Below are 20,844 nucleotides of genomic sequence, written 5' to 3' on the forward strand. Positions count from 1 at the left end.
GGAAGAGCGAACGATAAGCGAAAAAACATCGAAGTATAAATAACTAATAAGAGTCCAATATAAGGTATATTATACTGCTCGTGTATGCTGACCATCACATCTCCCCCTTTGAAGGGGGGCAGGGGGGATGTTATATGAGAACGATATAGAAACACCGAAGAAACATCGAATAAATATCGAAGTACAAATAACCAATAAACCTTTCATCAGAAAAAAAATCTTGTAAAAACTTTTTATATTCAAAAAAAAGTTTCTATCTTTGTCGAAAAGTTATCAAATTAATCAACGTATGAATTTACACGAATATCAAGGAAAGGAAATCCTATCGAGTTTCGGAGTACGTGTGCAGCGTGGTATCGTAGCACAAACTCCCGCTGAAGCAGTGGCAGCGGCTAAAGAATTAACTGAGACGACCGGTACCAAATGGTATGTGGTAAAAGCACAAATACACGCCGGCGGACGCGGTAAAGGCGGCGGTGTAAAGTTGGCTAAAGGATTGCAAGATGTTGAACCGCTTGCTTCACAAATCATTGGTATGCACCTTATTACCCCTCAAACCCCTCCTACGGGCAAAGAAGTGCATCAAGTTCTTATAGCCGAAGACGTGTATTACCCTGGCGAAAGCGAGCCGGCAGAGTTCTATATGTCGGTATTGCTAAACCGCGCCAAAGGTAAGAATATGATAATGTATTCTACTGAAGGAGGTATGGATATCGAAACGGTAGCTGCCCAAACGCCTCACCTTATTTTCACTGAAGAGATAGACCCTGCTGTAGGCTTACAGCCCTTCCAAGCACGCCAAATAGCGTTTAATTTAGGACTTAGTGGCGAGGCGCAAAAAGATATGGTGAAGTTTGTTACAGCCCTCTACAATGCCTATGTATCATCTGATGCCAATTTGTTCGAGATTAACCCCGTGTTAAAAACTTCAGACAATAAGATATTAGCAGTAGATGCCAAAGTAGTACTCGATGACAATGCGCTTTTCCGTCACCCTGAGTACGCGGCTTATCGCGATATACGCGAAGAAAACCCTGTAGAGGTAGAAGCTAAAGCCGTAGGGCTCAATTATGTAGCCCTCGATGGCAACGTAGGCTGTATGGTAAACGGGGCAGGCTTAGCAATGGCTACTATGGATTTAATTAAGCAGGCAGGGGGTTCACCCGCTAACTTCCTCGATGTAGGAGGTACTGCCGATGCCAAACGTGTAGAAGCAGCTTTCCGCATAATTCTCAAAGACCCTAATGTAAAGGCAATTCTTATCAATATTTTCGGTGGTATTGTGCGCTGCGACCGAGTAGCACAAGGGGTAGTCGATGCTTATCAAAATATGGGCGATGCTATCAAAGTGCCTATTATCGTGCGTTTGCAAGGTACCAATGCCGAGCTTGCCAAAGAGATATTAGACAATTCAGGCTTAGCCGTTCATTCAGCTATTTTATTCCAAGAAGCAGCCGATAAAGTAAAGGCAGTCGTTAGTCAATAATTAATACACAATAAATTTTAGTCGTTAGTGGTTAGTATCAAAGAGCATACTAATCACTAGCGACTCACTATTATTTGTTTACTTATAAGCTATAAAACAAAAACACTTAAAAATTAAATAAAAAAGTAACTAAATTAAAATGATCAAAAAAATCTTTTCAGTATTAATAGCAGTAGTTTTGTTGGCTAGTTGCCAAAATTCTCCTGCCAAAAAACAACCTGACCCCGAAAAAGGGGTATTAGCACCTCACGCTATGGTGGTGAGTGCTAAAGAAGAAGCCTCGCAAATAGGACTTGCTATCCTCAAAAAAGGTGGTAATGCTTTCGATGCTATGATAGCTACCGAATTGGCTTTAGCAGTAGCCTACCCCAATGCCGGTAATATAGGCGGCGGAGGCTTTATGGTATACCGCTTAGGCAGTGGTGAGCGAGGCGCTTTAGACTATCGCGAAAAAGCACCTGCCAAAGCCCACCGCGATATGTATTTAGACAAAAACGGCAAGGTCATTGCCGATAAGAGTACGCTGGGCGCGCTGGCAGTAGGCGTACCGGGTACTATTGCCGGAATTTTCGAGGTGTACGAAAAGTTTGGGTCGCTACCTATTGGCGAACTTATACAGCCTGCTATCGATTTGGCGCGCAAAGGGGTGCTTATCACCGAGTTGCAAGCCAATTCTTATATGAATAAGAATGTTGAACTCATCAAGCAGGCTAATAATTATGTTACCCCTTTTGAAAACGGCTGGAAAGCAGGCGAACGCTTCAAGTACGAAGAGCTTGCTAAGACTTTAGAGCGGATACGCGATAATGGCAGCTATGAGTTTTATAATGGCGAAACAGCTAAACGCATAGTGTCTTACGTGCAAGAACTCGGCGGTATTCTCTCTTTAGACGACCTGAGAAACTACCGAGCCCAATGGCGCAAGCCGATTACCTTCACCTATAAAGATTATATCATTAGTTCTATGCCGTTGCCCTCAAGCGGAGGCATCTGTTTAGCGCAGATACTCAAGAGTGTAGAACCTTATAATATAGGTCAGTACCCTCATAACGGCGAGCAGTATATTCAATTATTGGTAGAAGCCGAACGCCGTGCTTATGCCGACAGAGCCTATTATATGGGCGATGCCGATTTCGTGAAAGTGCCTACCCAACAGCTGCTATCACCCGATTATCTCAAAGAGCGTATGAGTAGTTTTTCGTGGGATAAGGCTAGCAAATCAACTGAGATAGCTCACGGCAAAATAGCCGGCTACGAAAGCGATGAGACCACCCATTACTCTATAGTTGATCGTTTTGGCAATGCCGTTGCTGTAACCACTACCCTCAATACTAACTATGGTAGTAAGGTATATGTAAAAGGTGGAGGCTTTTTCCTCAATAACCAAATGGACGATTTCAGCATCAAACCAGGCGAGCCTAATACCTACGGATTGGTAGGCTCTGAAAAAAATGCCATTGCCCCTAACAAACGTATGCTAAGCTCTATGAGTCCTACTATTATAGAGAAAGACGGCAAGCTGTTTATGGTGATAGGCACCCCAGGGGGCTCAACTATCATTACATCGGTGTTGCAGTGTTTTCTCAATGTGGCGGAGTATGGTATGACGATGCAACAATCGGTTAGCAAACCGCGCTTTCACCACCAATGGCTGCCCGATGATGTGATGTATGAGCCCAAAGGCTTTGCTCCAGAGGTGATAGCTAATCTCAAAGCTAAAGGCTATAAGCCGCGCGAAGAAAACTTTGTAATCATAGGCAAGGTAGATGCTATCTTAGTACAACCCGATGGCACTTTAGAGGGCGGTGCCGATCCTCGTGGCGATGATACAGCTGTAGGATACTAAATATTAAAAAGTAATAAACAACTAATAATCGAGGCAAAAACAGAAAAAAATACTATATTCTTGCGCTGCCATAAATTTTTCTATATATTATTTTGGTAGGTAAAAAAAATATTGTAGTTTTGCCGTCAAATAACAAATACTATATGAAATCGAACGTATTAGGCTATCCTCGTATCGGTGAGAAACGAGAACTTAAAAAAGCCAATGAGTCTTTCTGGGCTGGTAAAATATCAGAAGAAGAGCTCTTAGCGGTGGCTGAAAATATCCGCGTACATAACTGGACATTGCAAAGAGAAGCAGGAGTAGAGCTTATCCCCTCTAACGACTTTTCTTTCTACGACCAAATGCTTGACTTTTCCTTTACTGTAAACGCTATCCCTGAGCGTTTCGCCCCTATTCACAAGTTGAGAGATTTGGAGCGCTACTACGCCTTAGCTCGTGGTTATCAGAAAGATGGTATCGATATCACCGCTATGGAAATGACCAAGTGGTTCGATACTAACTACCATTATATAGTACCCGAATTTACTAAAAATCAAGAATTCCGCATATTAGTAAACAAACCTTTGCAAGAGTATAACTTGGCTAAAAAACACGGTTTCGATACCAAACCTGTTCTTATCGGTTTAGTTACTTACTTATTGTTAGGTAAAGAAAAAGAACAAGGCTTTAACCGTTTAGATTTAGCTGACCGCCTATTGCCTGTATACCTACAGTTGGTAGAAAGTTTGGTAAATGCAGGGGCTAAAACTATCCAAATCGATGAGCCTTATCTTGTACTCGACCTTCCAGAGGGAGCGGCAGAGGTGTACAAAAAAGTTTATGCCGAACTAAGAAGCAAGTTCCCTACTACCGAGTTTATTCTTACTACTTACTTTGGTGCGCTTGATAATAATACCGAGTTAGCAGTATCATTGCCTTTCAATGTTCTCCACATCGATTTAGTACGTGCAGCAGCTCAACTCGACAAAGTGCTTAAAGCGCTTCCTGCCGATAAAAAACTATCGCTTGGGGTAGTTGATGGGCGTAATATCTGGAAAAACAACTTCGAGCACTCATTAGCATTGATTGAAAAAGCTAAAGAAGCTATCGGGGCTGAGCGTCTGCTTATAGCTACTTCTTGCTCGCTATTGCACTCACCTTGCAACCTCGAGCTCGAAAACAACGAAAAGGTACTTACCCCTGAAATCAAACAGTGGTTAGCCTTTGCTAAACAAAAAGTAAAAGAGGTTACTACTCTGCAAGCTATTGCTAACGGACAGATAACTCCTGAGGTAAAAGCTATTTTTGAAGAGAACAAAAAAGCAGCTGAAACCCGCAAAACCTCTCCGCTTATCCACGATAATAAGGTAAAAGACCGCGTGCGCAACATTACCGATAAAGACGATGTACGCCACAGTCCATTCAGTCAGCGTAAGGTAGCACAACACGAGGCGTTAAAATTGCCAGCGTTCCCTACCACTACTATCGGGTCATTCCCTCAAACAGACGAGGTGCGCAGCTGGCGTGCTCGCTTCAAAAAAGGCGAACTTACTCAAGCTGAATACGATAAGTTATTAGAAAAAGAAATTGAAGAGTCTATCCGTTTCCAAGAAGAAACTAATATCGATGTACTCGTACACGGAGAGTTTGAGCGTAACGATATGGTGGAATACTTTGGCGAATTGCTTAAAGGATATACCTTTACCAAATTCGGTTGGGTACAAAGTTATGGTTCACGTTGCGTAAAACCACCGATTATCTTTGGTGATATTTCGCGCCCAGAGCCAATGACCGTACGTTGGAGCAAATACGCACAATCGCTTACCAAATTGCCAGTAAAAGGTATGCTTACAGGCCCTGTAACTATCTTACAATGGTCATTTGTACGCGATGACCAACCTCGTTCAGAAACTTGTTTGCAAATAGCATTAGCAATCCGCGACGAAGTGGTAGATCTCGAAAAAGCAGGTATTAAGGTTATTCAGATAGACGAGCCAGCTATCCGCGAGGGATTGCCATTGCGCAAGAGCGAGTGGAAAGCCTACTTCGATTGGGCTATCAAAGCCTTTCGTATTTCAGCTTCAGGAGTGAAAGACGAGACACAAATCCACACCCATATGTGCTATTCGGAGTTCAATGATATGATTGAAGCTATTGCCGATATGGATGCCGATGTAATTACCATAGAGTGTTCACGTTCACAAATGGAGCTTCTTGATGTATTTGGTGATTTCAAATATCCTAACGAAATAGGACCAGGGGTGTACGATATTCACTCGCCACGCGTACCATCGCAACAAGAAATGACTGATTTGATGAAGAAAGCCATTAGCGTAGTGCCTAAAGAGCAGCTATGGGTAAATCCAGACTGCGGACTTAAAACGCGCCACTGGCCAGAAACCAAAGCAGCCCTACACGCAATGGTAGATACCGCCAAAGAACTCCGCAATCTTTACAAATAATTAATGTGATTTCGAATTACCCATTCCCCCTTTGGAGGGGGCAGGGGGAGGTTCTCTTACAAGATATTAATTAATAAAAGCAATGTACCCTAAAAGGTACATTGCTTTTTTTGTTAAAATCCCTCTTTTTCTTTGTAGGGAAGATATTTTTTTATACATTTGTCCCGTCAATTAACAATATATAGCGTTTCGCTTTACTATAGCAAGACCTACACCGATAAAGGCGGCAACCGAAAAGCCTGAACAGAGTAGGAGTAATCTAAAAATCAACAAACAAATGAAAAGAAGCATCATTTTAACAGCTCTTTTAGTACTAAATCTTAGTTTTGCACTAGCACAAGCTAAAAACTCCAGAAAAGAGTATACCGCTGTAGATAACCACACTTATAAAAAAGGAGATATGCTCACTTTTGGTACGCCTGCACGAGGTACTGAATACGAGTATATCATCATTAGCGATATTGTATCAGTAGGTGATTACATTACTGTTTTTACAGGAGGTACTATTGAGGAAAAGAAGAGTAATAATGCTACTAAAGAGCAACTTTCAAAAATGAATGGCTCTGTGATTAAGCACTTTGCTAATGGCGTACAAGATAACAAATTGGCAGTGCTAAAGTACAATGATAATAAAGAGATTTTGGTTTTCTTTGATAAAGCCTTACAAAATGGGGAAATCAAATCACAAGCCCAAGATTTTCAAACTACTGCTGATAAAATCTTTGCCAATAAAGCTAGTAGTGGTCAAGGAGATGGTAATGGTACTGTAAAGAGTTTTTCTCCTGATTTTGATGTGAAAATTCTTTCAGTAGTAGGAGATAAGAAAGCTCAAACAGTAACTGTAAACCTCTTGATTTCTCATAAAATAGTACATCAAAAAGTTTGTTTTAATAAAACTTGTAGTCTTTTTGATGTAAAAAAAAGTAAATGTTTTGACTATGAAGGAAATGAATATCCTTATAAAGAAGTTGGAATAGGAAACGAGAGAACAACGTATTCTGTGTGCAATACTATACCCACACAAGTTCCTTTAAAAACTTTTGTAACTTTTAAACAGATACTTCCAAGTGTACAAGGTATGAGCTTTGTAACTATTCCTGTAACATATGGAGCTGAAGATGGAGAAAATTATACTTGTAATGATTTAGAACTTTCTAATCTTGTGATAGATTGGAAATAGTAAAATTACCCCCACTGGCGCATTTCTTGTAGCTCACATTATTAAATTATATTTGCGTTATAATCCGTGTAAATCCAGCAGCGCCAGCTACCAAAAACAGTGAAGTTGTTTATCTATGTGATTAGTAAATAATTAAATAGATATTTCTTACATCGAACTTACATTATTTAAGGAATAAAAAGAGCAAAGCACTTTAAGCGCTTTGCTCTTTTTATTATAAAATATTTCATCAAAAGTTTGGATATAAGTATATAAATATATACCTTTGCGTTATCAAAAAACCAAGATAAACTATATGAAGTCAAGTGAGTTACATCGGCAAACATTGTATGATATGAAAAACATTACTATTATTATAGAGCGCAGCAATGATTTTTATTGGGCTTATGCTGATAATATAGAAGGTATAAGTGCAGGGGGCGAGACTGTACAAGAGGCTAAAGATGGTATTTTAGAAGCTATTGCACTTCAAAAAGAACTCAATAACTTTCCTTATACTGATTATCAACTCACTTATAAATATGATGCCGAAAGTGTTTTGCAATATTTTAAAGGCGTAATAAGCAATCCTGCTTTTGAGCGGCTTACCGGTATCAATCAGAAACTTATTCACCAATATGCTGTAGGGCTAAAAAAACCACGTGCAGCCCAACGCCAAAAAATACAGGAAGGACTACATAAATTAGGAACTGAACTTCTAAGTGTGCAGTTGTAATAAAATATTATAAAAACCGAATGAACCTTTTTATCTATATAATTGCTTATCCTATTGTCTGGTTAGTGTCGCGTATGCCTTTTAGGCTGCTCTACATTGTGTCAGATTTCTTTTATCTTATCATATACAAGCTGTTGAAATTCAGAGTAAAAGTAGTGCGGAAAAACTTGCATACTGCCTTCCCTTTTAAGTCTGAAGCTGAGCTAAATACTATCGAACAGCGCTTTTATCATCACTTTTGCGATACTTTCTTAGAGATGGTCAAATCGTATGGTATGAGCGAGCAGGAGATGAAGAAACGTATGGTATTTAAGAATATAGAAGTGCTGAAGAAATACGAGAGCGAGGAGCGAAATATCATCATAATGTGCAGTCATTATGCTAGTTATGAGTGGTTACTGTCATTAGCGTACTACCTGCAACACAAGTCCTATGCGCTATATACACCGCTTAGTAACCCTTATTTCGATCGTCTTATTCAGAAGATACGTATGAAGCACCACAGCTACCTATTGCCGCGCTACACAGCTCACCGCGAAATGAAAAAACACAAGGACGAACACGGAGTGTATTGCTATGGTTTTGCTGCCGACCAAATACCCAATAACAAGAAGAACTATCGCCGTCCGTTTTTAGGACTTAACGTACCCGTATTTACAGGGGCAGAACGTTTGGGCAAGGCTCTCAATACAGTGATTGTCTTTGCTAAGATTGAAAAGCTAAAGCGCGGTTACTACCAAACTACTTTTGAATTATTAGCCGAAAACCCTAATGACTATGTAGATTTTCAGATTACTGATACTTTCTTCGAGCACGTAACCAGACAGATATACGATAAACCAGAGTACTACCTCTGGACTCACAACCGATTCAAAAGAATGCGGTAAGGATTTGCTAATTATTAAACGAATAAACGATGCAAAAAACATATATTTTAGCCATAGAATCCTCTTGCGATGATACTTCTGCAGCGGTGCTTTGCAATGACAAAGTACTCTCTAATGAGGTTGCTAATCAAGAGGTGCATAAGCAATACGGTGGGGTAGTACCCGAACTAGCTTCGCGCGCCCACTTACAGAATATTGTGCCCGTAGTAGCCCAAGCCCTCAAAAAAGCAGGGGTAAGCAAAGAAGAGCTCTCTGCTATAGCTTTCACACGGGGGCCTGGCTTGATGGGGTCGTTGCTTGTGGGTACTTCTTTTGCCAAGTCATTGTCTATGGGCTTACGCATTCCGCTTATAGAGGTGAATCATATGCAGGCACATATTTTGGCACATTTTATAGATGAAGGGCAAGTTAAACCACAATTTCCGTTTTTAGCGATGACCATCAGTGGCGGACATACACAGATTGTAAAGGTGAACAGCTTTTTTGATATGGAAGTATTAGGCGAAACGCTAGATGATGCTGTAGGCGAAGCATTTGATAAAACCGCTAAAATATTAGGACTTCCTTACCCAGGAGGGCCTCTTATTGATAAATACGCCCAAGAGGGTAACCCTAAAGCCTTTCAGTTTTCACAACCTAATATTGCAGCCCTCAATTTTAGCTTCTCCGGACTTAAAACGGGTATCCTTTATTTTATACAGAAACACACGGCTGATAATCCTAATTTTATAACGGAGCATTTAGCTGATATTTGCGCTTCAGTACAACATACTATTGTAGAAATACTGATGAAGAAGCTTAAAAAAGCAGTACAGCAGACTGGTATTCGGCAGGTAGCCATTGGTGGAGGGGTATCAGCTAATAGCGGCATTCGCACGGCACTACAAAGTATGGGCGAAAAGCACGGTTGGAAAACTTTTGTACCTAAGTTTCAGTATTGTACTGATAATGCTGCTATGATAGGTATCGTAGGTTACTATAAGTTTTTACAAAGCGACTTTACCCAGCAAGGGGTTACTGCCCAACCTCGCTTGCCTATTAGTCAATTAGCAAATTGATAAGTTGATGCATCAAAAAAGCTCATATCTTTATAAGAATAATCTTATAAAAATATGAGCTAAAAAAAGTAACAAATAAAAATAACTTTCTAATGGTCTTTCACTATCACTATGCGGGCTTTAGAACCTGTAGCTAAGTCCCAACGATTTCTCTCAATCACCTTTCCTTTATCGTCTAATACCTGAAACTCTGCCGTGTTAGGTCCTGATTCTCCTTGGTTTAAAGCTAAGAACTCTATACTGTTAAAACCGGGTTTTAGTGTAATCCGGAAGCCGGTAAACTCTCCTACTAAGAAAATGTCGCGCACTTCTTCTACTCCATTTACAAAAATACTAACCCTATCACCATCGATAGCTGCAAAATCGCGACAATATACATTTACAAAATCTCCATTATTAGTAAAATCTCCAAAAAATTGGTCGCCTTTTACTGCTTTATAATCTTCTTTTTGGTTGCCAAAGTTATTAGTCCTTGGGTTAAGCTCAATCTTGCGGTGTACTAAGTTGCTTTTGCTTGTAAAGTCAATACTTTTTTCTGACGGATTAGCAAAAGCTGGCTGGTAAGGCGGCAATTTAGCTCCTACAGAGAAAGGTTGCGTATTGCTCTTAGTAGGGGCGGGCAACTCGGGGGCTTTTTCTAAAGGCACTACCACTGGCACTTGCCGCTTTTGTGTCTCTAAAGGTTGCGCTTTCACTGCCCAAACACCTATCAACAAAAATATAGAGAGTAATAATGTTTTCATCTTTTCTAATTTTGCTAATTATTTTATAGCTATAATTGTGCCAAAATGTTGTTGTATACAGATTATTTTGTATCTTTGCCCTAATAATATATCATTTTTATTTATGAAAAACATTACATTATTTGTAGCTTTGTCGTCATTCTTCTTTGCGACAGCTCAAGACGACCTGATTAAATCGGTGGCTGGTAACCATTCTAACAATGCCGGTTTTAAATTCACAACTGTTATCAATCTCGAACGTACTGACGTGAAAGACCAAGGTAGTAGCGGTACTTGCTGGAGTTATGCAGGGGCTTCTTTCTTAGAAAGCGAAATGAGCCGTATGGGCAAAAAGCCTATCGACCTTGCTGAAATCTACACTGCGCGTAATTGCTATATCGAGAAGGCAAAACAATATGTGCGTATGCACGGCTACCTCGATTACGGACAAGGGGGCGAATTGCACGATGTTATCAATATGTATGCTAAGTATGGTGCTGTGCCTCAGTACGTATATACAGGCTTGCAGTATGGTAGCACACGCAATGATTTCGGTGAATTGCACGCTATCCTCAAAGGATTCTTAGAAGGAATGGTAAAAGGCAATCAGGGTAAGAAAGCGCTAACACCTAACTGGGTATCTGCTTTTACATCTACTATTGACTCTTATTTGGGTGCTGTGCCTGAAAGTTTTATGTATGATGGGAAGAAATACACCCCTCAGAGTTTTGCTAAAGAGCGCGTAGGTATCAATCCTGATGATTATATCGAGATGGTATCGTATAATGACCAGCCGCTTTATAAGAATACTTTTATGGCTGTACCTGATAACTGGAGCTATGACCACGCTTACAACGTAGCGATGACCGACCTTACTAAAACTATCGATAATGCCCTAAAGAAAGGCTATACTGTAGCTTGGGCAGCCGATGTAAGTGAGCGTTATTTTAGCTGGAAAAACGGAGTAGCTTTTGTGCCTGAAAAAGAAGTAACTGAAATGTCTTATGAAGAAGCTCGCGACCTTTTCAATATACCTCCTACTGCTGAGAGACGTATCACCCCTGAAATGCGTCAAAGAGATTTTGATAACTATCAAACAACTGATGACCACGCTATGCACATTGTAGGACTTGCTAAAGACCAAAACGGACGTGAATACTATATGGTGAAAAACTCTTGGGGTGTACGCAATGACTATCAAGGTTATCTATATGTCAGCAAAGCATTTGTAGAGTTTAAAACTACTGCTATTATGCTTCACAAAGGAGGTGTACCTGCTGAAATCATTAAAAACTGGAGTAAATAATTTGCCAATTAGTCGATTTGCCAATTAGCAAATTAGTTAATATAAAAAAGGCTGTTTCCATAAGAAACAGCCTTTTTTATGTCATTACTGACTAATTAGTTTTGATTTGCTGATTTTTCAGCATCTGCTTTCATCTTTTCGTTAGGAACGATTACTACATTTACACGGCGGTTTTTAGCACGACCTTCAGGAGTACCATTATCGGCTACTGGGTTTTGCTCACCAAACCATTTGGTAGTAAATCTGCTTGCTGCCAATCCGTTAGAAGTGAAGTAGTTAGTTACTGATTGAGCACGACGTTTTGATAAGCCCATATTATACTCATCTTTACCAACGCTATCAGTATAACCCGCTACTACTACATTAGTTTCAGGATATTCTTTAAGTACTGCAATTAGCTTATTAAGCGTCTCTTTTGATTTTTCGTTGATGTTATGCTTAGCTGTTTCGAAGTATACACCACTGTTTTCGTCAAAAGTAACTACGATACCATCATCAACACGTTTTACTTCAGCTCCTGGGATTTCTTCTTCTATCTTCTTAGCTTGTTTATCCATTTGGTTGCCGATTACAGCACCAGCAGCTCCCCCTACTACAGTACCAAGTACTGCCCCAAGTTCGCTATTCTGACCGTTACCTATGTTGTTGCCCAAGATAGCCCCTAATAGAGCCCCACCGGCAGCTCCTATCACAGCTCCGCGTTGTGTTTTGTTAGAGTTGTTATAAGCGTCGCAGCTTACTAATAAAATAGCTGCTGACAATGTTAAAACTGCAATTTTCTTCATTATTTACTTAATTATTCAAAAGGTTATTTTACAAAATTCATTGAGATTACAAAAGGTTTGCCGTCTACTCTTAGGGTTTGTTCCCATACCATTGAGTCGTCTGATAGGTTAGCTAAGTGCAAACGTATACCTTGGTTGCTCTCTGATACATATTTTTCATTAGTAGGCTTCAAAAGGAAGTCGTAATACCCAGTTGATTTATCGATTTCTTGCACGATAAAGATAAAGTTTCTTTGCCCAGTAGAGCAATCTGATGCGTTGATAGTGTAATGCCCACGATTGTTATTAGGCACAAACTTCCAAGTACTACCTTCAAAACACTCTTTTGAAGTATCGTTTAGCAAGGTAACATTAAATTTGCCTGACTGACTGTAGGTGATTGATTGTAGTGTCCATTCACCTTTGATTGCCTTGTTAGCAATGTTAGTTTCTTTTGGCTTTGAAGTCATAGTGCCTGAATTGCTGGTTTTGCAGGCTACTAAACTAATTGCCATTACAAATAGAAGTGCAATTTTTCTCATAGTAATTCTAATTTAATTCGGGGCAAAAATAGCCCTTTTTATTAGAACTACCATAACAATTAACTAAACATTAACATTCAACAACTAAGTTGTCATAAGCTAACCAGACTCCTTCTGGTAGCCGTGCTTGCACCTCTTTGTGAAAGCCAAAAGTTTGACTGATATGGGTTAAATAGGTGCGTTTTGGCTTTAGTATATTGATAATTTCTAAGGCTTCTGTCAGATTGAGGTGGGTAGGGTGAGCGAGGTCGCGGAGGCAGTTAAGCACTAATACCTCTAAGCCGTGTAGTCGGTTTAGCTCTTCTGAAGTGATGTATTTAGCATCGGTGATATAGCCCAATTTTTCGATACGATAGCCCAATATGGGTAGCTGTCCGTGCATAACCTTTATGGGTTGTACCTCTTTGCCGTATAGCTCGAAAGGCTGTCCGTCTATAAGATGTGCTAATACGGAAGGGGCACCCTCATAGCGGTTTTCGGTAGCAAAAATGTATGCGAACCTTGTGCGGAGTTCCTCAATAACGCGAGGGAGCCCATAGATAGGCATATCACCTTGCATTTTTACAAACGGACGTATGTCGTCTAAGCCCGCAGTATGGTCGGCGTGCTCGTGAGTGAATAGGATAGCTTCTAAGTGCTGTACGTTGTGCTGTAGCATCTGCTGGCGGAAGTCGGGCGAGCAGTCGATATTGATATTGGTATCGCCCCAAGATATAAGGGCTGAAGTGCGCAAACGTTTATCTCTTGGGTCTGTACTTTTGCCTACGGGGTGGTCGCTGCCTATTACAGGAACACCTTGTGAGGTGCCTGTACCGAGAAAAGTTATTTTCATAGTAATATAATACAATAGGTAATAGGTAACAGATAAGAAATGCTTCGTTACCTGCTACCTATTAGCTGTTACCTTTTTTTAAAAAAGGTTTATTTTTTATGACGTGGTTCAGATGATACAGTTAGTTTCTTACGTCCTTTAGCACGGCGGCGCGCTAATACTTTTCTACCGTTGGCAGTTGCCATACGCTCTCTGAATCCGTGCTTATTTCTTCTTTTTCTCTTAGAGGGTTGAAATGTTCTTTTCATTGCTGTAAATCTTTTAAAATCTTATTAAAATGACTAATCTTTCTCTATTTATCAATAGCGGTTGCAAAAGTACGTATTTTTTTTGGAATAACAAGTATTTTGTATTTTTTTTCTCAAAAAAAATGTCATTTGTTATTTATCATTTGTCTTTTTTCTTGTGTAGTACTCTATATTCTTCGTAGCATTGACTGATAGCCTCTAATACTTGTAAGTCGTTGGCTGTCATTATAAAATCATTAGAATAATTGCAAGAACGTATGATTTCTTCTAATTCGCTGCGGTCTACTTGCAATAGTTCTAAGAGGGTTTCGCGGTCGTAACGAGTAGAAAGGGCATCGCTTAGCTTATTGTCTTTCTTTATATCGCGTAGTTTCCGCAGTTCTTTGCCCTTTTTGCTAAAAGACCTATACAGCAGGTCGGCAGGGTTCATAACACTGCTTAACACTCGCCCTACAGCACTTGCGCTTGCTCTGCTTTCGTAGCCTATCTCTAAACCTGAGATGCTATAACGCGTATTGCTATTGCTGTTTACGGGTGCATTTTTGGCGTCAATATCTAAATAACCTGTTAATTTATAGGGGGTAACGACTACTTCTTCGAGGGCATAAGCTAATTCGGTCATTCCGATTTTTAGTCCTTGAAACTTAATCATATCATTGGTTACCCTTATCTTAGTAGATTTATAGCCTAAAAAAGAAATGTACAAGGTGTCATTGGCGGCTGCACTTATGGTGAAATCGCCTTTGTGATCGGAGGTGGTACCTTTTACTTTGTTGAGGTTTAGAATATGTACGTTGGGCATCGGTTTTTCGGTCTGTACACTGTATATATGCCCGTGCAGCTCAGTTTCTTGTGCGATAGTGTAGCTGCTGAACAGTAGTACGCAAAACCATAATAACTTCTTCATCATCACATTTCTTTTTTTAAGGTAAAAAGAGGGTGTCCGAACTTTTTTTCAGCTCGGACATCCTTCTTTGAGTTAAAAAGACTATTTACTAACCTAATAGATTAGTTCTTTACGTTGAAAGCTTTTTCTTTTGGATAGTATGCTACAGAGCCTAATTGTTCTTCGATACGAAGCAATTGGTTGTATTTTGCCATACGGTCAGAGCGAGAAGCTGAACCGGTTTTGATTTGTCCGGTGTTAAGTGCTACTGCAAGGTCAGCGATAGTATTGTCTTCAGTTTCTCCTGAACGGTGAGACATCACAGCGGTGTAACCAGCACGGTTAGCCATTTCGACAGCTGCAATTGTTTCAGAAAGTGTACCGATTTGGTTTACTTTGATAAGGATAGAGTTAGCGATACCTTTAGCGATACCTCTTTCAAGAATAGATACGTTGGTAACGAATAAGTCGTCACCTACTAATTGTACGCGGCCTCCAATTTTTTCGGTAAGCAATTTCCAGCCGTCCCAGTCGTTTTGATCCATACCGTCTTCGATAGAGATGATAGGATATTTAGCTACTAATTCAGCTAAGTATTCAGCTTGTTCAGCAGAAGTACGTACTTTACCTTTAGCGCCTTCGAAGATAGTGTAATCGTATTTACCATCTTTGTAGAACTCAGAAGAAGCACAGTCTAAGGCAATCTTAATGTCTTCGCCCCATTTGTAACCAGCTTTGTTTACCGCTTCTTTGATAGAGTCGAGAGCATCTTCGATGTCTTTGAATGCAGGAGCGAAACCACCTTCGTCGCCTACAGCAGTACCTAAACCTTTGTCGTGTAATACTTTTTTAAGGTTGTGGAATACTTCAGCCCCCATTTGGATAGCTTGTGAAAAGTCTTTAGCATTCACAGGCATAATCATAAATTCTTGGAAAGCGATAGGAGCATCAGAGTGAGCACCAGCGTTGATGATGTTCATCATAGGAACAGGCAAAGTGTGAGCACTAACCCCTCCTACGTAGCGGTATAGAGGTAAGCCAAGTTCTTCAGCAGCAGCTCTTGCAACCGCCAATGAAACCCCAAGGATAGCGTTAGCCCCTAATTTAGATTTGTTAGGAGTGCCATCGAGGGCAATCATAGCTTGGTCGATAAGGTTTTGTTCGAATACGTCGATACCTACTATCTCTTCAGCAATGATTTCATTAACATTAGCAACGGCTTTTAAAACGCCTTTACCCATATAATCTTTACCACCGTCGCGTAATTCAACGGCTTCGTATTCACCAGTTGAGGCTCCTGAAGGCACAGCTGCTCTACCAAGAAAACCGTTTTCGGTCAATACATCTACTTCTACAGTCGGATTTCCTCTTGAATCCAAGATTTGGCGTGCGTGCACGCTTACAATTCTACTCATATTTTTTTATTTTATTTAATTAATTTACTATGTTTTAGTCGTTAGTTATTAGTCGTTAGTCGTTAGAATGTGTCGCTATTTAGTGACTAATACTATGCACATATGAGAAATCGGCAAAATTAGCTAATTAAAACTTTGTCTTGCCCAAAAGAATGGTGGTTCGATGTTTAAAGCACGGAGGTATGTATAGCCTTGTCCGCGGTGGTGACTCTCGTTTTCAATGAAGTATAGTATCCATTGCGCAAAGCTAAAAGTCATTTGATAAATAGTAAGCGGTTGGGTATAATCGCCTACTTTTGTCCATTCGCGGTCGAGAATTTCAGTGGCTCTATCCCACAAAGCTAATACTTCTGCTTTGGTAGTAGGGAAAGCTCCTTCTAAGAAAAGCGTGTGTTGCTCCTGAAATCTTTCTTTAAAAAGATAGTCCATAACTCTTAAAAACTCTTCTACCATTGCTGAAAAGGGACGCAAGTTAGCTATATTGAACTCAAAAAGGTCTTTCTCAGGGAAAGCCTCAATCACCTTGCGGGTGAGGGCACGTACATCTTTTAAGTTAGTGAGCAGTGCTTCGGGGGTAAGTATTTCTTTCATTTTTATTTAGTCGTTAGTACGTTAGTAATTAGTCGTTAGAATGTTAGTCGTTAGTGTTATTGTCGCTTTCTAATGACTAAGAATCTTTACAAATTGGTCAAACAGATAGGTGGCATCATTAGGGCCTGGAGCGGCTTCGGGGTGGTACTGCACACTGAAGCATTTTTTGCCTTTGATGCGTAAGCCCATTACTGTATCGTCGTTTAGGTGTGTGTGTGTGATTTCTATATTAGGGTTTGCTTCGGCTTCTGCTCTGCTGACTGCGAAACCGTGGTTTTGTGAGGTAATCTCGTCTTTGCCTGTTAATAGGTTTTTAACAGGGTGGTTGATACCGCGGTGCCCATTGTGCATTTTGTAGGTAGGAATACCGTTTGCCAAAGCGATGATTTGGTGCCCTAAGCAGATGCCAAAGATAGGTAAATCTTCTGCTATCATCTGTTTTACTTGAGCGATAACTTCTGTTAGCGGCTCGGGGTCGCCAGGGCCGTTAGAGAGGAAATAGCCATCGGGGTTCCACGCTTTGAGTTCTGCTAAAGGTGTGTTATACGGGAATACTTTGACATATATATCGCGGTTGGCTAAGTGGCGCAAAATGTTGCGCTTGATGCCAAAGTCCAAAGCAGCTACTTTGTACTTAGCTTCAGGATTACCAAAAAAATAAGGTTTAGCAGTAGACACTTTTGATGCCAATTCTAAACCTTTCATATTAGGAATTTCGTTCAAACGTGCTTTGAGCACCTCTAAGTCGTCAGTTTCGGTTGAAATAACAGCATTCATAGAACCATTATCGCGTATGTAGCTTACCAAAGCACGCGTATCGACTTCGCAAATGGCTACCAAATGGTGGTCGTCTAAAAAGCTCTGAAGCCCTTGCTGTGCTTTGGGACGAGAATAGTCGTAACTAAAATTTCTACATACTAAGCCAGCGATTTTGAGTCCGTTAGACTCATAGTCGTCTTCAGTGATGCCGTAGTTGCCTATATGCGCATTAGCCGTCACCATTATCTGTCCGAAGTAAGAAGGGTCAGTAAAAATTTCCTGATAACCAGTCATACCGGTATTAAAGCAAACCTCGCCAAAAGCAGTGCCTTCATAGCCTACGCTTTTGCCATAGAAGGCAGTACCGTCAGCCAATAGCAACACCGCTTTTTTCTTTTGTTGATATTTCATTGTGCTACGTCGTTATTTCTGAGCGCAAAAATACAAAATAAATATCAATTAGCAATTATTAAGAAGAATATTTTTTGTTTTGAGGGGACATCCTTCCCCCTTTGCACATACTCCGCTGCGCCAGCTCGCGGACTTCCTTCAAAGGGGGAGATGTGACGGTCAGCATACAAGAGCCTCATAATACTATAATATACCTTATATTGGACTCTTTAGTTATTTATACTTCTATGTTTTTTCGGTATTCCTGTATCGTTCGTATATAACATCCCCCCTTTGCACATACTCCGCTGCGCCAGCTCGCGGACTTCCTTCAAAGGGGGAGATGTAATGGTCAGCATACATGAGCAGCATAGTAGTATAATATACCTTATATTTGGACTCTCCTAAATTCAAGTAATAAAAGTAACTTTTTAATAAGGGTTTGTTTTTAATTTTTGTCTGCTGCAGACAAAAATTAAAAACAAAAAAAGCAAGGAAAAATCATATAGTTTTTCCTTGCCAAATGAAAAAAATCCTCATATTTGCGTTGTTGAAATTGAAAAATGTAAAGTACAAATTATGAGTCATATTTCATTGGGGCAAAGATACAAAATAGAAGGATATCTACAAATTAATTTAAAAAGAGCTCAAATTGCAAAAGAAATAGGGTTGCCTAAAAAGACTGTAAATCAAGAAATTAAAAGAAACTCTAATCCTCAAACAGGCATATATAAAGCTGAGGAAGCTCATCAATTATACCTTGATAGAATGCAGAAAAAGAGAAAAGCTATACATTTTACAGAGGAAATTAAAGAGCAGGTAACTACCCTTTTAAAAGAAGATTATAGTCCTGAACAAATTGCAGGAACACTAAAAAATATTTCTCATCAAACTATTTATAAGTTTGTTTGGAATGATAAGAAAAAGGGAGGTGATTTGTACAAACACCTTAGAAATCAGGGGAAAAGGTATCAAAGAAAAGAAACTTATAAATCAAATGATCCTATTAACGATAGAAAAAGTATAGACTTAAGACCAGCAATCGTTGAACAACGCTCACGCATAGGTGATTACGAAGTGGATTTAGTAATGGGAGCTAATCATAAAGGAGCTATTTTAACATTTAATGATAGAGCTACAGGTTATACTTTATTAGGGCACTTGCCTTGTAAGGGAGCTATCCATACAAAAGAAATGATAGCTAAGTTAATTACTGAAAATCAACTAACTATACATACAATAACCTCTGATAATGGCAAAGAATTTTCTAAACACAAAGAGCTATCAGAAGAGTTCAATTTAGACTATTATTTTGCTCATCCATATCATAGTTGGGAGAGAGGTTCTAATGAGAATTATAATCGTTTATTAAGACAGTACTTTCCAAAGGGAGCTGATTTAAGGTTTATAAATGAAGAAGAATTGGAGAGAGTACAAAACAAACTTAACAATAGACCTCGAAAAAGATTTGGTTATATGAGTCCAAAACAGGTATATTTGCAAGCTATTAAAAATCAAGGAAACGTTAACTTATTGAATAACAATCAGCAAAATTAAAAGTTACCTTTATGAATTGAATCTGCCTCTTATTAGTTATTTATACTTCGATATTTATTCGCTTATCCTTCGCTCTTCCTTCGCTGTTCGTATATCGAATGTAAAGGGTAAGAAGAAAGAGAAAAAATTTCTGTCTTGGCTATTTAAAAAGAAATGGCTATCTTTGCCACAAAACTTATTATTCTTTTTGCAGTGTAGCAAGCTGTGACTCGATTGTGATGAAATACTTTTTACTATTCTTTTTAGCGTTATTATCTACTGGCTGTCAGCTTTTTCAAGGACGACAGCAAGCAGGGGAGAATGTGGCTACTGAAGCAAAACAAGAGGAAGTGTTTGTGCCGGTAGAGAAGGAACTGTATGTGATTAAAGAAGGCACTATAAGAGATAAAGACTTTAAGATAAAGGGAGAGGCTTATTCATTTCCTTTTGGCGAAAAGATAAAAATAGTAGCAGAGGGAAAGGAATTTTATAGAACAGAAAGAGGAGACTATATAGAGAAAAATAATGTGGGAAATTGGGAGACTTTGAAAGCCCTAATCACCGATGAAATGCTTATACAAAATATTGATATCAACGGGAATCCTAATGATAGTATTGCTAAATATTTAGCTATAAACCAAATTTCTTATGAAGAATATCAAGAAGCCTTGAAACATAAAGTAGATTTTCTTATAGAAGATACTCTTTCGATTGTAAAAAAGAAAGGGATACTTACTTTTCCTTGTCAGCATAAAACAGTTTACCTAAAAGATCAACCTGATGATTTTGAGAATCCTTTTTCTACAACTTATGCTTATGTAGGGAATATGCCTGCTCTAAATCAATATTTAGTATTTGAAGATTCACAAGATTTTTATGCTTATATTTTTATAGACAAAACTACTGGTAAGCAAACAGAGTTTCAACGATTTCCCTTTCTATCTACTGATAAGAAGTATATCATTACAGTCGGTAGGGCTTATGAAGATTTAGTAGGAATTATTTCTTTATATCGTATAGAGAGTGTAAAACCTTTTAAAATAAATCTTTTAGTAGATGAAAGTACAAGATGGTGGGCAGCCTACGATTATTTTGATAAACAACCTATCTTTTTCAGTAAAAATGGCTATTTATATGCGTCAATGAATGTGGTAGCTAACTTTTTCGATGAAAAAGATGAACTTAACCCCCAAAGAATGTACATAAAGATAAAAATCAAGTGATAAAATAAACATTT

Annotated in this window: 19 protein-coding genes; 10 read left to right on the forward strand and 9 right to left on the reverse strand. The window is 39.3% G+C overall.

Annotation, left to right across the window (positions count from 1 at the left end):
- Positions 1-289: 289 nt before the first annotated feature.
- The 7 genes from sucC (at position 290) to tsaD (ending at position 9,616) form a co-directional block, all read left to right on the forward strand.
- Positions 290-1,486, forward strand: a complete 1,197-nt coding sequence (gene sucC / locus FOC45_RS02120; RefSeq protein ID WP_009389375.1) for an ADP-forming succinate--CoA ligase subunit beta — start codon at positions 290-292, stop codon at positions 1,484-1,486.
- 139 nt (positions 1,487-1,625) lie between these two features.
- Entirely contained in the window at positions 1,626-3,332 is a 1,707-nt protein-coding gene (gene ggt, locus FOC45_RS02125) for a gamma-glutamyltransferase (protein ID WP_009389377.1), read from the forward strand.
- Positions 3,333-3,475: 143 nt separating this feature from the next.
- Positions 3,476-5,776 (forward strand): 5-methyltetrahydropteroyltriglutamate--homocysteine S-methyltransferase, encoded by a 2,301-nt coding sequence (gene metE / locus FOC45_RS02130; protein WP_009389379.1) that lies wholly within the window; start codon positions 3,476-3,478, stop codon positions 5,774-5,776.
- Positions 5,777-6,053: 277 nt separating this feature from the next.
- On the forward strand, positions 6,054-6,956 hold the full coding sequence (locus FOC45_RS02135) for a hypothetical protein (RefSeq protein WP_009389382.1): 903 nt from the start codon (positions 6,054-6,056) through the stop codon (positions 6,954-6,956).
- A 334-nt stretch (positions 6,957-7,290) separates the two neighbouring features.
- Complete coding sequence (locus tag FOC45_RS02140; protein ID WP_034539858.1) at positions 7,291-7,671, forward strand: type II toxin-antitoxin system HicB family antitoxin; 381 nt, start codon at positions 7,291-7,293, stop codon at positions 7,669-7,671.
- Positions 7,672-7,691: 20 nt separating this feature from the next.
- The gene (locus FOC45_RS02145) at positions 7,692-8,558 is read left to right on the forward strand and encodes a lysophospholipid acyltransferase family protein (RefSeq protein ID WP_009389385.1); all 867 of its coding nucleotides are present in this window, start codon (positions 7,692-7,694) and stop codon (positions 8,556-8,558) included.
- A gap of 29 nt (positions 8,559-8,587) precedes the next feature.
- A complete protein-coding gene (gene tsaD, locus FOC45_RS02150) occupies positions 8,588-9,616 on the forward strand; it encodes a tRNA (adenosine(37)-N6)-threonylcarbamoyltransferase complex transferase subunit TsaD (protein WP_009389386.1) in 1,029 nt (342 codons plus the stop codon).
- An 89-nt stretch (positions 9,617-9,705) separates the two neighbouring features.
- Here tsaD and FOC45_RS02155 read toward each other — a convergent pair whose 3' ends face one another.
- Positions 9,706-10,359, reverse strand: coding sequence for a hypothetical protein (locus FOC45_RS02155; RefSeq protein WP_009389387.1), 654 nt, complete (start codon positions 10,357-10,359; stop codon positions 9,706-9,708).
- 103 nt (positions 10,360-10,462) lie between these two features.
- Between FOC45_RS02155 and FOC45_RS02160 the strand changes: the two genes are divergently transcribed.
- Positions 10,463-11,644: an aminopeptidase C gene (locus FOC45_RS02160; protein ID WP_009389388.1), complete on the forward strand. Its 1,182-nt coding sequence runs from the start codon at positions 10,463-10,465 to the stop codon at positions 11,642-11,644.
- Between the two features lie 95 nt (positions 11,645-11,739).
- On the opposite strand, the gene FOC45_RS02165 is transcribed toward FOC45_RS02160, so the two are convergent.
- The 8 genes from FOC45_RS02165 to carA all read right to left on the reverse strand — a co-directional run bounded on the left by FOC45_RS02165 (position 11,740) and on the right by carA (position 18,092).
- The gene (locus FOC45_RS02165) at positions 11,740-12,429 is read right to left on the reverse strand and encodes an OmpA family protein (RefSeq protein ID WP_009389390.1); all 690 of its coding nucleotides are present in this window, start codon (positions 12,427-12,429) and stop codon (positions 11,740-11,742) included.
- Positions 12,430-12,452: 23 nt separating this feature from the next.
- A complete protein-coding gene (locus FOC45_RS02170; protein WP_009389392.1) occupies positions 12,453-12,950 on the reverse strand; it encodes a lipocalin family protein in 498 nt (165 codons plus the stop codon).
- Positions 12,951-13,020: 70 nt separating this feature from the next.
- The gene (locus tag FOC45_RS02175; protein WP_009389394.1) at positions 13,021-13,782 is read right to left on the reverse strand and encodes an MBL fold metallo-hydrolase; all 762 of its coding nucleotides are present in this window, start codon (positions 13,780-13,782) and stop codon (positions 13,021-13,023) included.
- A gap of 89 nt (positions 13,783-13,871) precedes the next feature.
- Positions 13,872-14,030, reverse strand: a complete 159-nt coding sequence (gene rpmH, locus FOC45_RS02180; RefSeq protein ID WP_002669412.1) for a 50S ribosomal protein L34 — start codon at positions 14,028-14,030, stop codon at positions 13,872-13,874.
- A 139-nt stretch (positions 14,031-14,169) separates the two neighbouring features.
- Positions 14,170-14,940 carry a carboxypeptidase-like regulatory domain-containing protein gene (locus FOC45_RS02185; RefSeq protein ID WP_009389404.1) on the reverse strand — a complete coding sequence of 257 codons (771 nt, stop codon included), beginning with the start codon at positions 14,938-14,940 and terminating at the stop codon, positions 14,170-14,172.
- A gap of 98 nt (positions 14,941-15,038) precedes the next feature.
- Entirely contained in the window at positions 15,039-16,331 is a 1,293-nt protein-coding gene (gene eno, locus FOC45_RS02190) for a phosphopyruvate hydratase (protein WP_009389406.1), read from the reverse strand.
- A gap of 123 nt (positions 16,332-16,454) precedes the next feature.
- On the reverse strand, positions 16,455-16,922 hold the full coding sequence (locus FOC45_RS02195; RefSeq protein WP_009389409.1) for a DinB family protein: 468 nt from the start codon (positions 16,920-16,922) through the stop codon (positions 16,455-16,457).
- A 69-nt stretch (positions 16,923-16,991) separates the two neighbouring features.
- Positions 16,992-18,092, reverse strand: coding sequence for a glutamine-hydrolyzing carbamoyl-phosphate synthase small subunit (gene carA, locus FOC45_RS02200; RefSeq protein ID WP_009389411.1), 1,101 nt, complete (start codon positions 18,090-18,092; stop codon positions 16,992-16,994).
- A gap of 495 nt (positions 18,093-18,587) precedes the next feature.
- Between carA and FOC45_RS02205 the strand changes: the two genes are divergently transcribed.
- Together FOC45_RS02205 and FOC45_RS02210 are read left to right on the forward strand one after the other, a co-directional pair.
- The gene (locus FOC45_RS02205; RefSeq protein WP_147715965.1) at positions 18,588-19,628 is read left to right on the forward strand and encodes an IS30 family transposase; all 1,041 of its coding nucleotides are present in this window, start codon (positions 18,588-18,590) and stop codon (positions 19,626-19,628) included.
- A 218-nt stretch (positions 19,629-19,846) separates the two neighbouring features.
- Complete coding sequence (locus FOC45_RS02210; RefSeq protein WP_009388877.1) at positions 19,847-20,830, forward strand: hypothetical protein; 984 nt, start codon at positions 19,847-19,849, stop codon at positions 20,828-20,830.
- Positions 20,831-20,844: the final 14 nt, after the last annotated feature.

This window comes from Capnocytophaga sp. FDAARGOS_737, assembly GCF_009730375.1.
GTDB lineage: Bacteria > Bacteroidota > Bacteroidia > Flavobacteriales > Flavobacteriaceae > Capnocytophaga > Capnocytophaga leadbetteri.

Coding starts and splice junctions, on each gene's coding strand:
- sucC (WP_009389375.1), top strand. CDS start 290: ATGAATTTACACGAATATCAAGGAAAGGAAATCCTATCGAGTTTCGGA.
- ggt (WP_009389377.1), top strand. CDS start 1,626: ATGATCAAAAAAATCTTTTCAGTATTAATAGCAGTAGTTTTGTTGGCT.
- metE (WP_009389379.1), top strand. CDS start 3,476: ATGAAATCGAACGTATTAGGCTATCCTCGTATCGGTGAGAAACGAGAA.
- FOC45_RS02135 (WP_009389382.1), top strand. CDS start 6,054: ATGAAAAGAAGCATCATTTTAACAGCTCTTTTAGTACTAAATCTTAGT.
- FOC45_RS02140 (WP_034539858.1), top strand. CDS start 7,291: ATGAAAAACATTACTATTATTATAGAGCGCAGCAATGATTTTTATTGG.
- FOC45_RS02145 (WP_009389385.1), top strand. CDS start 7,692: ATGAACCTTTTTATCTATATAATTGCTTATCCTATTGTCTGGTTAGTG.
- tsaD (WP_009389386.1), top strand. CDS start 8,588: ATGCAAAAAACATATATTTTAGCCATAGAATCCTCTTGCGATGATACT.
- FOC45_RS02155 (WP_009389387.1), bottom strand. CDS start 10,359: ATGAAAACATTATTACTCTCTATATTTTTGTTGATAGGTGTTTGGGCA.
- FOC45_RS02160 (WP_009389388.1), top strand. CDS start 10,463: ATGAAAAACATTACATTATTTGTAGCTTTGTCGTCATTCTTCTTTGCG.
- FOC45_RS02165 (WP_009389390.1), bottom strand. CDS start 12,429: ATGAAGAAAATTGCAGTTTTAACATTGTCAGCAGCTATTTTATTAGTA.
- FOC45_RS02170 (WP_009389392.1), bottom strand. CDS start 12,950: ATGAGAAAAATTGCACTTCTATTTGTAATGGCAATTAGTTTAGTAGCC.
- FOC45_RS02175 (WP_009389394.1), bottom strand. CDS start 13,782: ATGAAAATAACTTTTCTCGGTACAGGCACCTCACAAGGTGTTCCTGTA.
- rpmH (WP_002669412.1), bottom strand. CDS start 14,030: ATGAAAAGAACATTTCAACCCTCTAAGAGAAAAAGAAGAAATAAGCAC.
- FOC45_RS02185 (WP_009389404.1), bottom strand. CDS start 14,940: ATGATGAAGAAGTTATTATGGTTTTGCGTACTACTGTTCAGCAGCTAC.
- eno (WP_009389406.1), bottom strand. CDS start 16,331: ATGAGTAGAATTGTAAGCGTGCACGCACGCCAAATCTTGGATTCAAGA.
- FOC45_RS02195 (WP_009389409.1), bottom strand. CDS start 16,922: ATGAAAGAAATACTTACCCCCGAAGCACTGCTCACTAACTTAAAAGAT.
- carA (WP_009389411.1), bottom strand. CDS start 18,092: ATGAAATATCAACAAAAGAAAAAAGCGGTGTTGCTATTGGCTGACGGT.
- FOC45_RS02210 (WP_009388877.1), top strand. CDS start 19,847: ATGAAATACTTTTTACTATTCTTTTTAGCGTTATTATCTACTGGCTGT.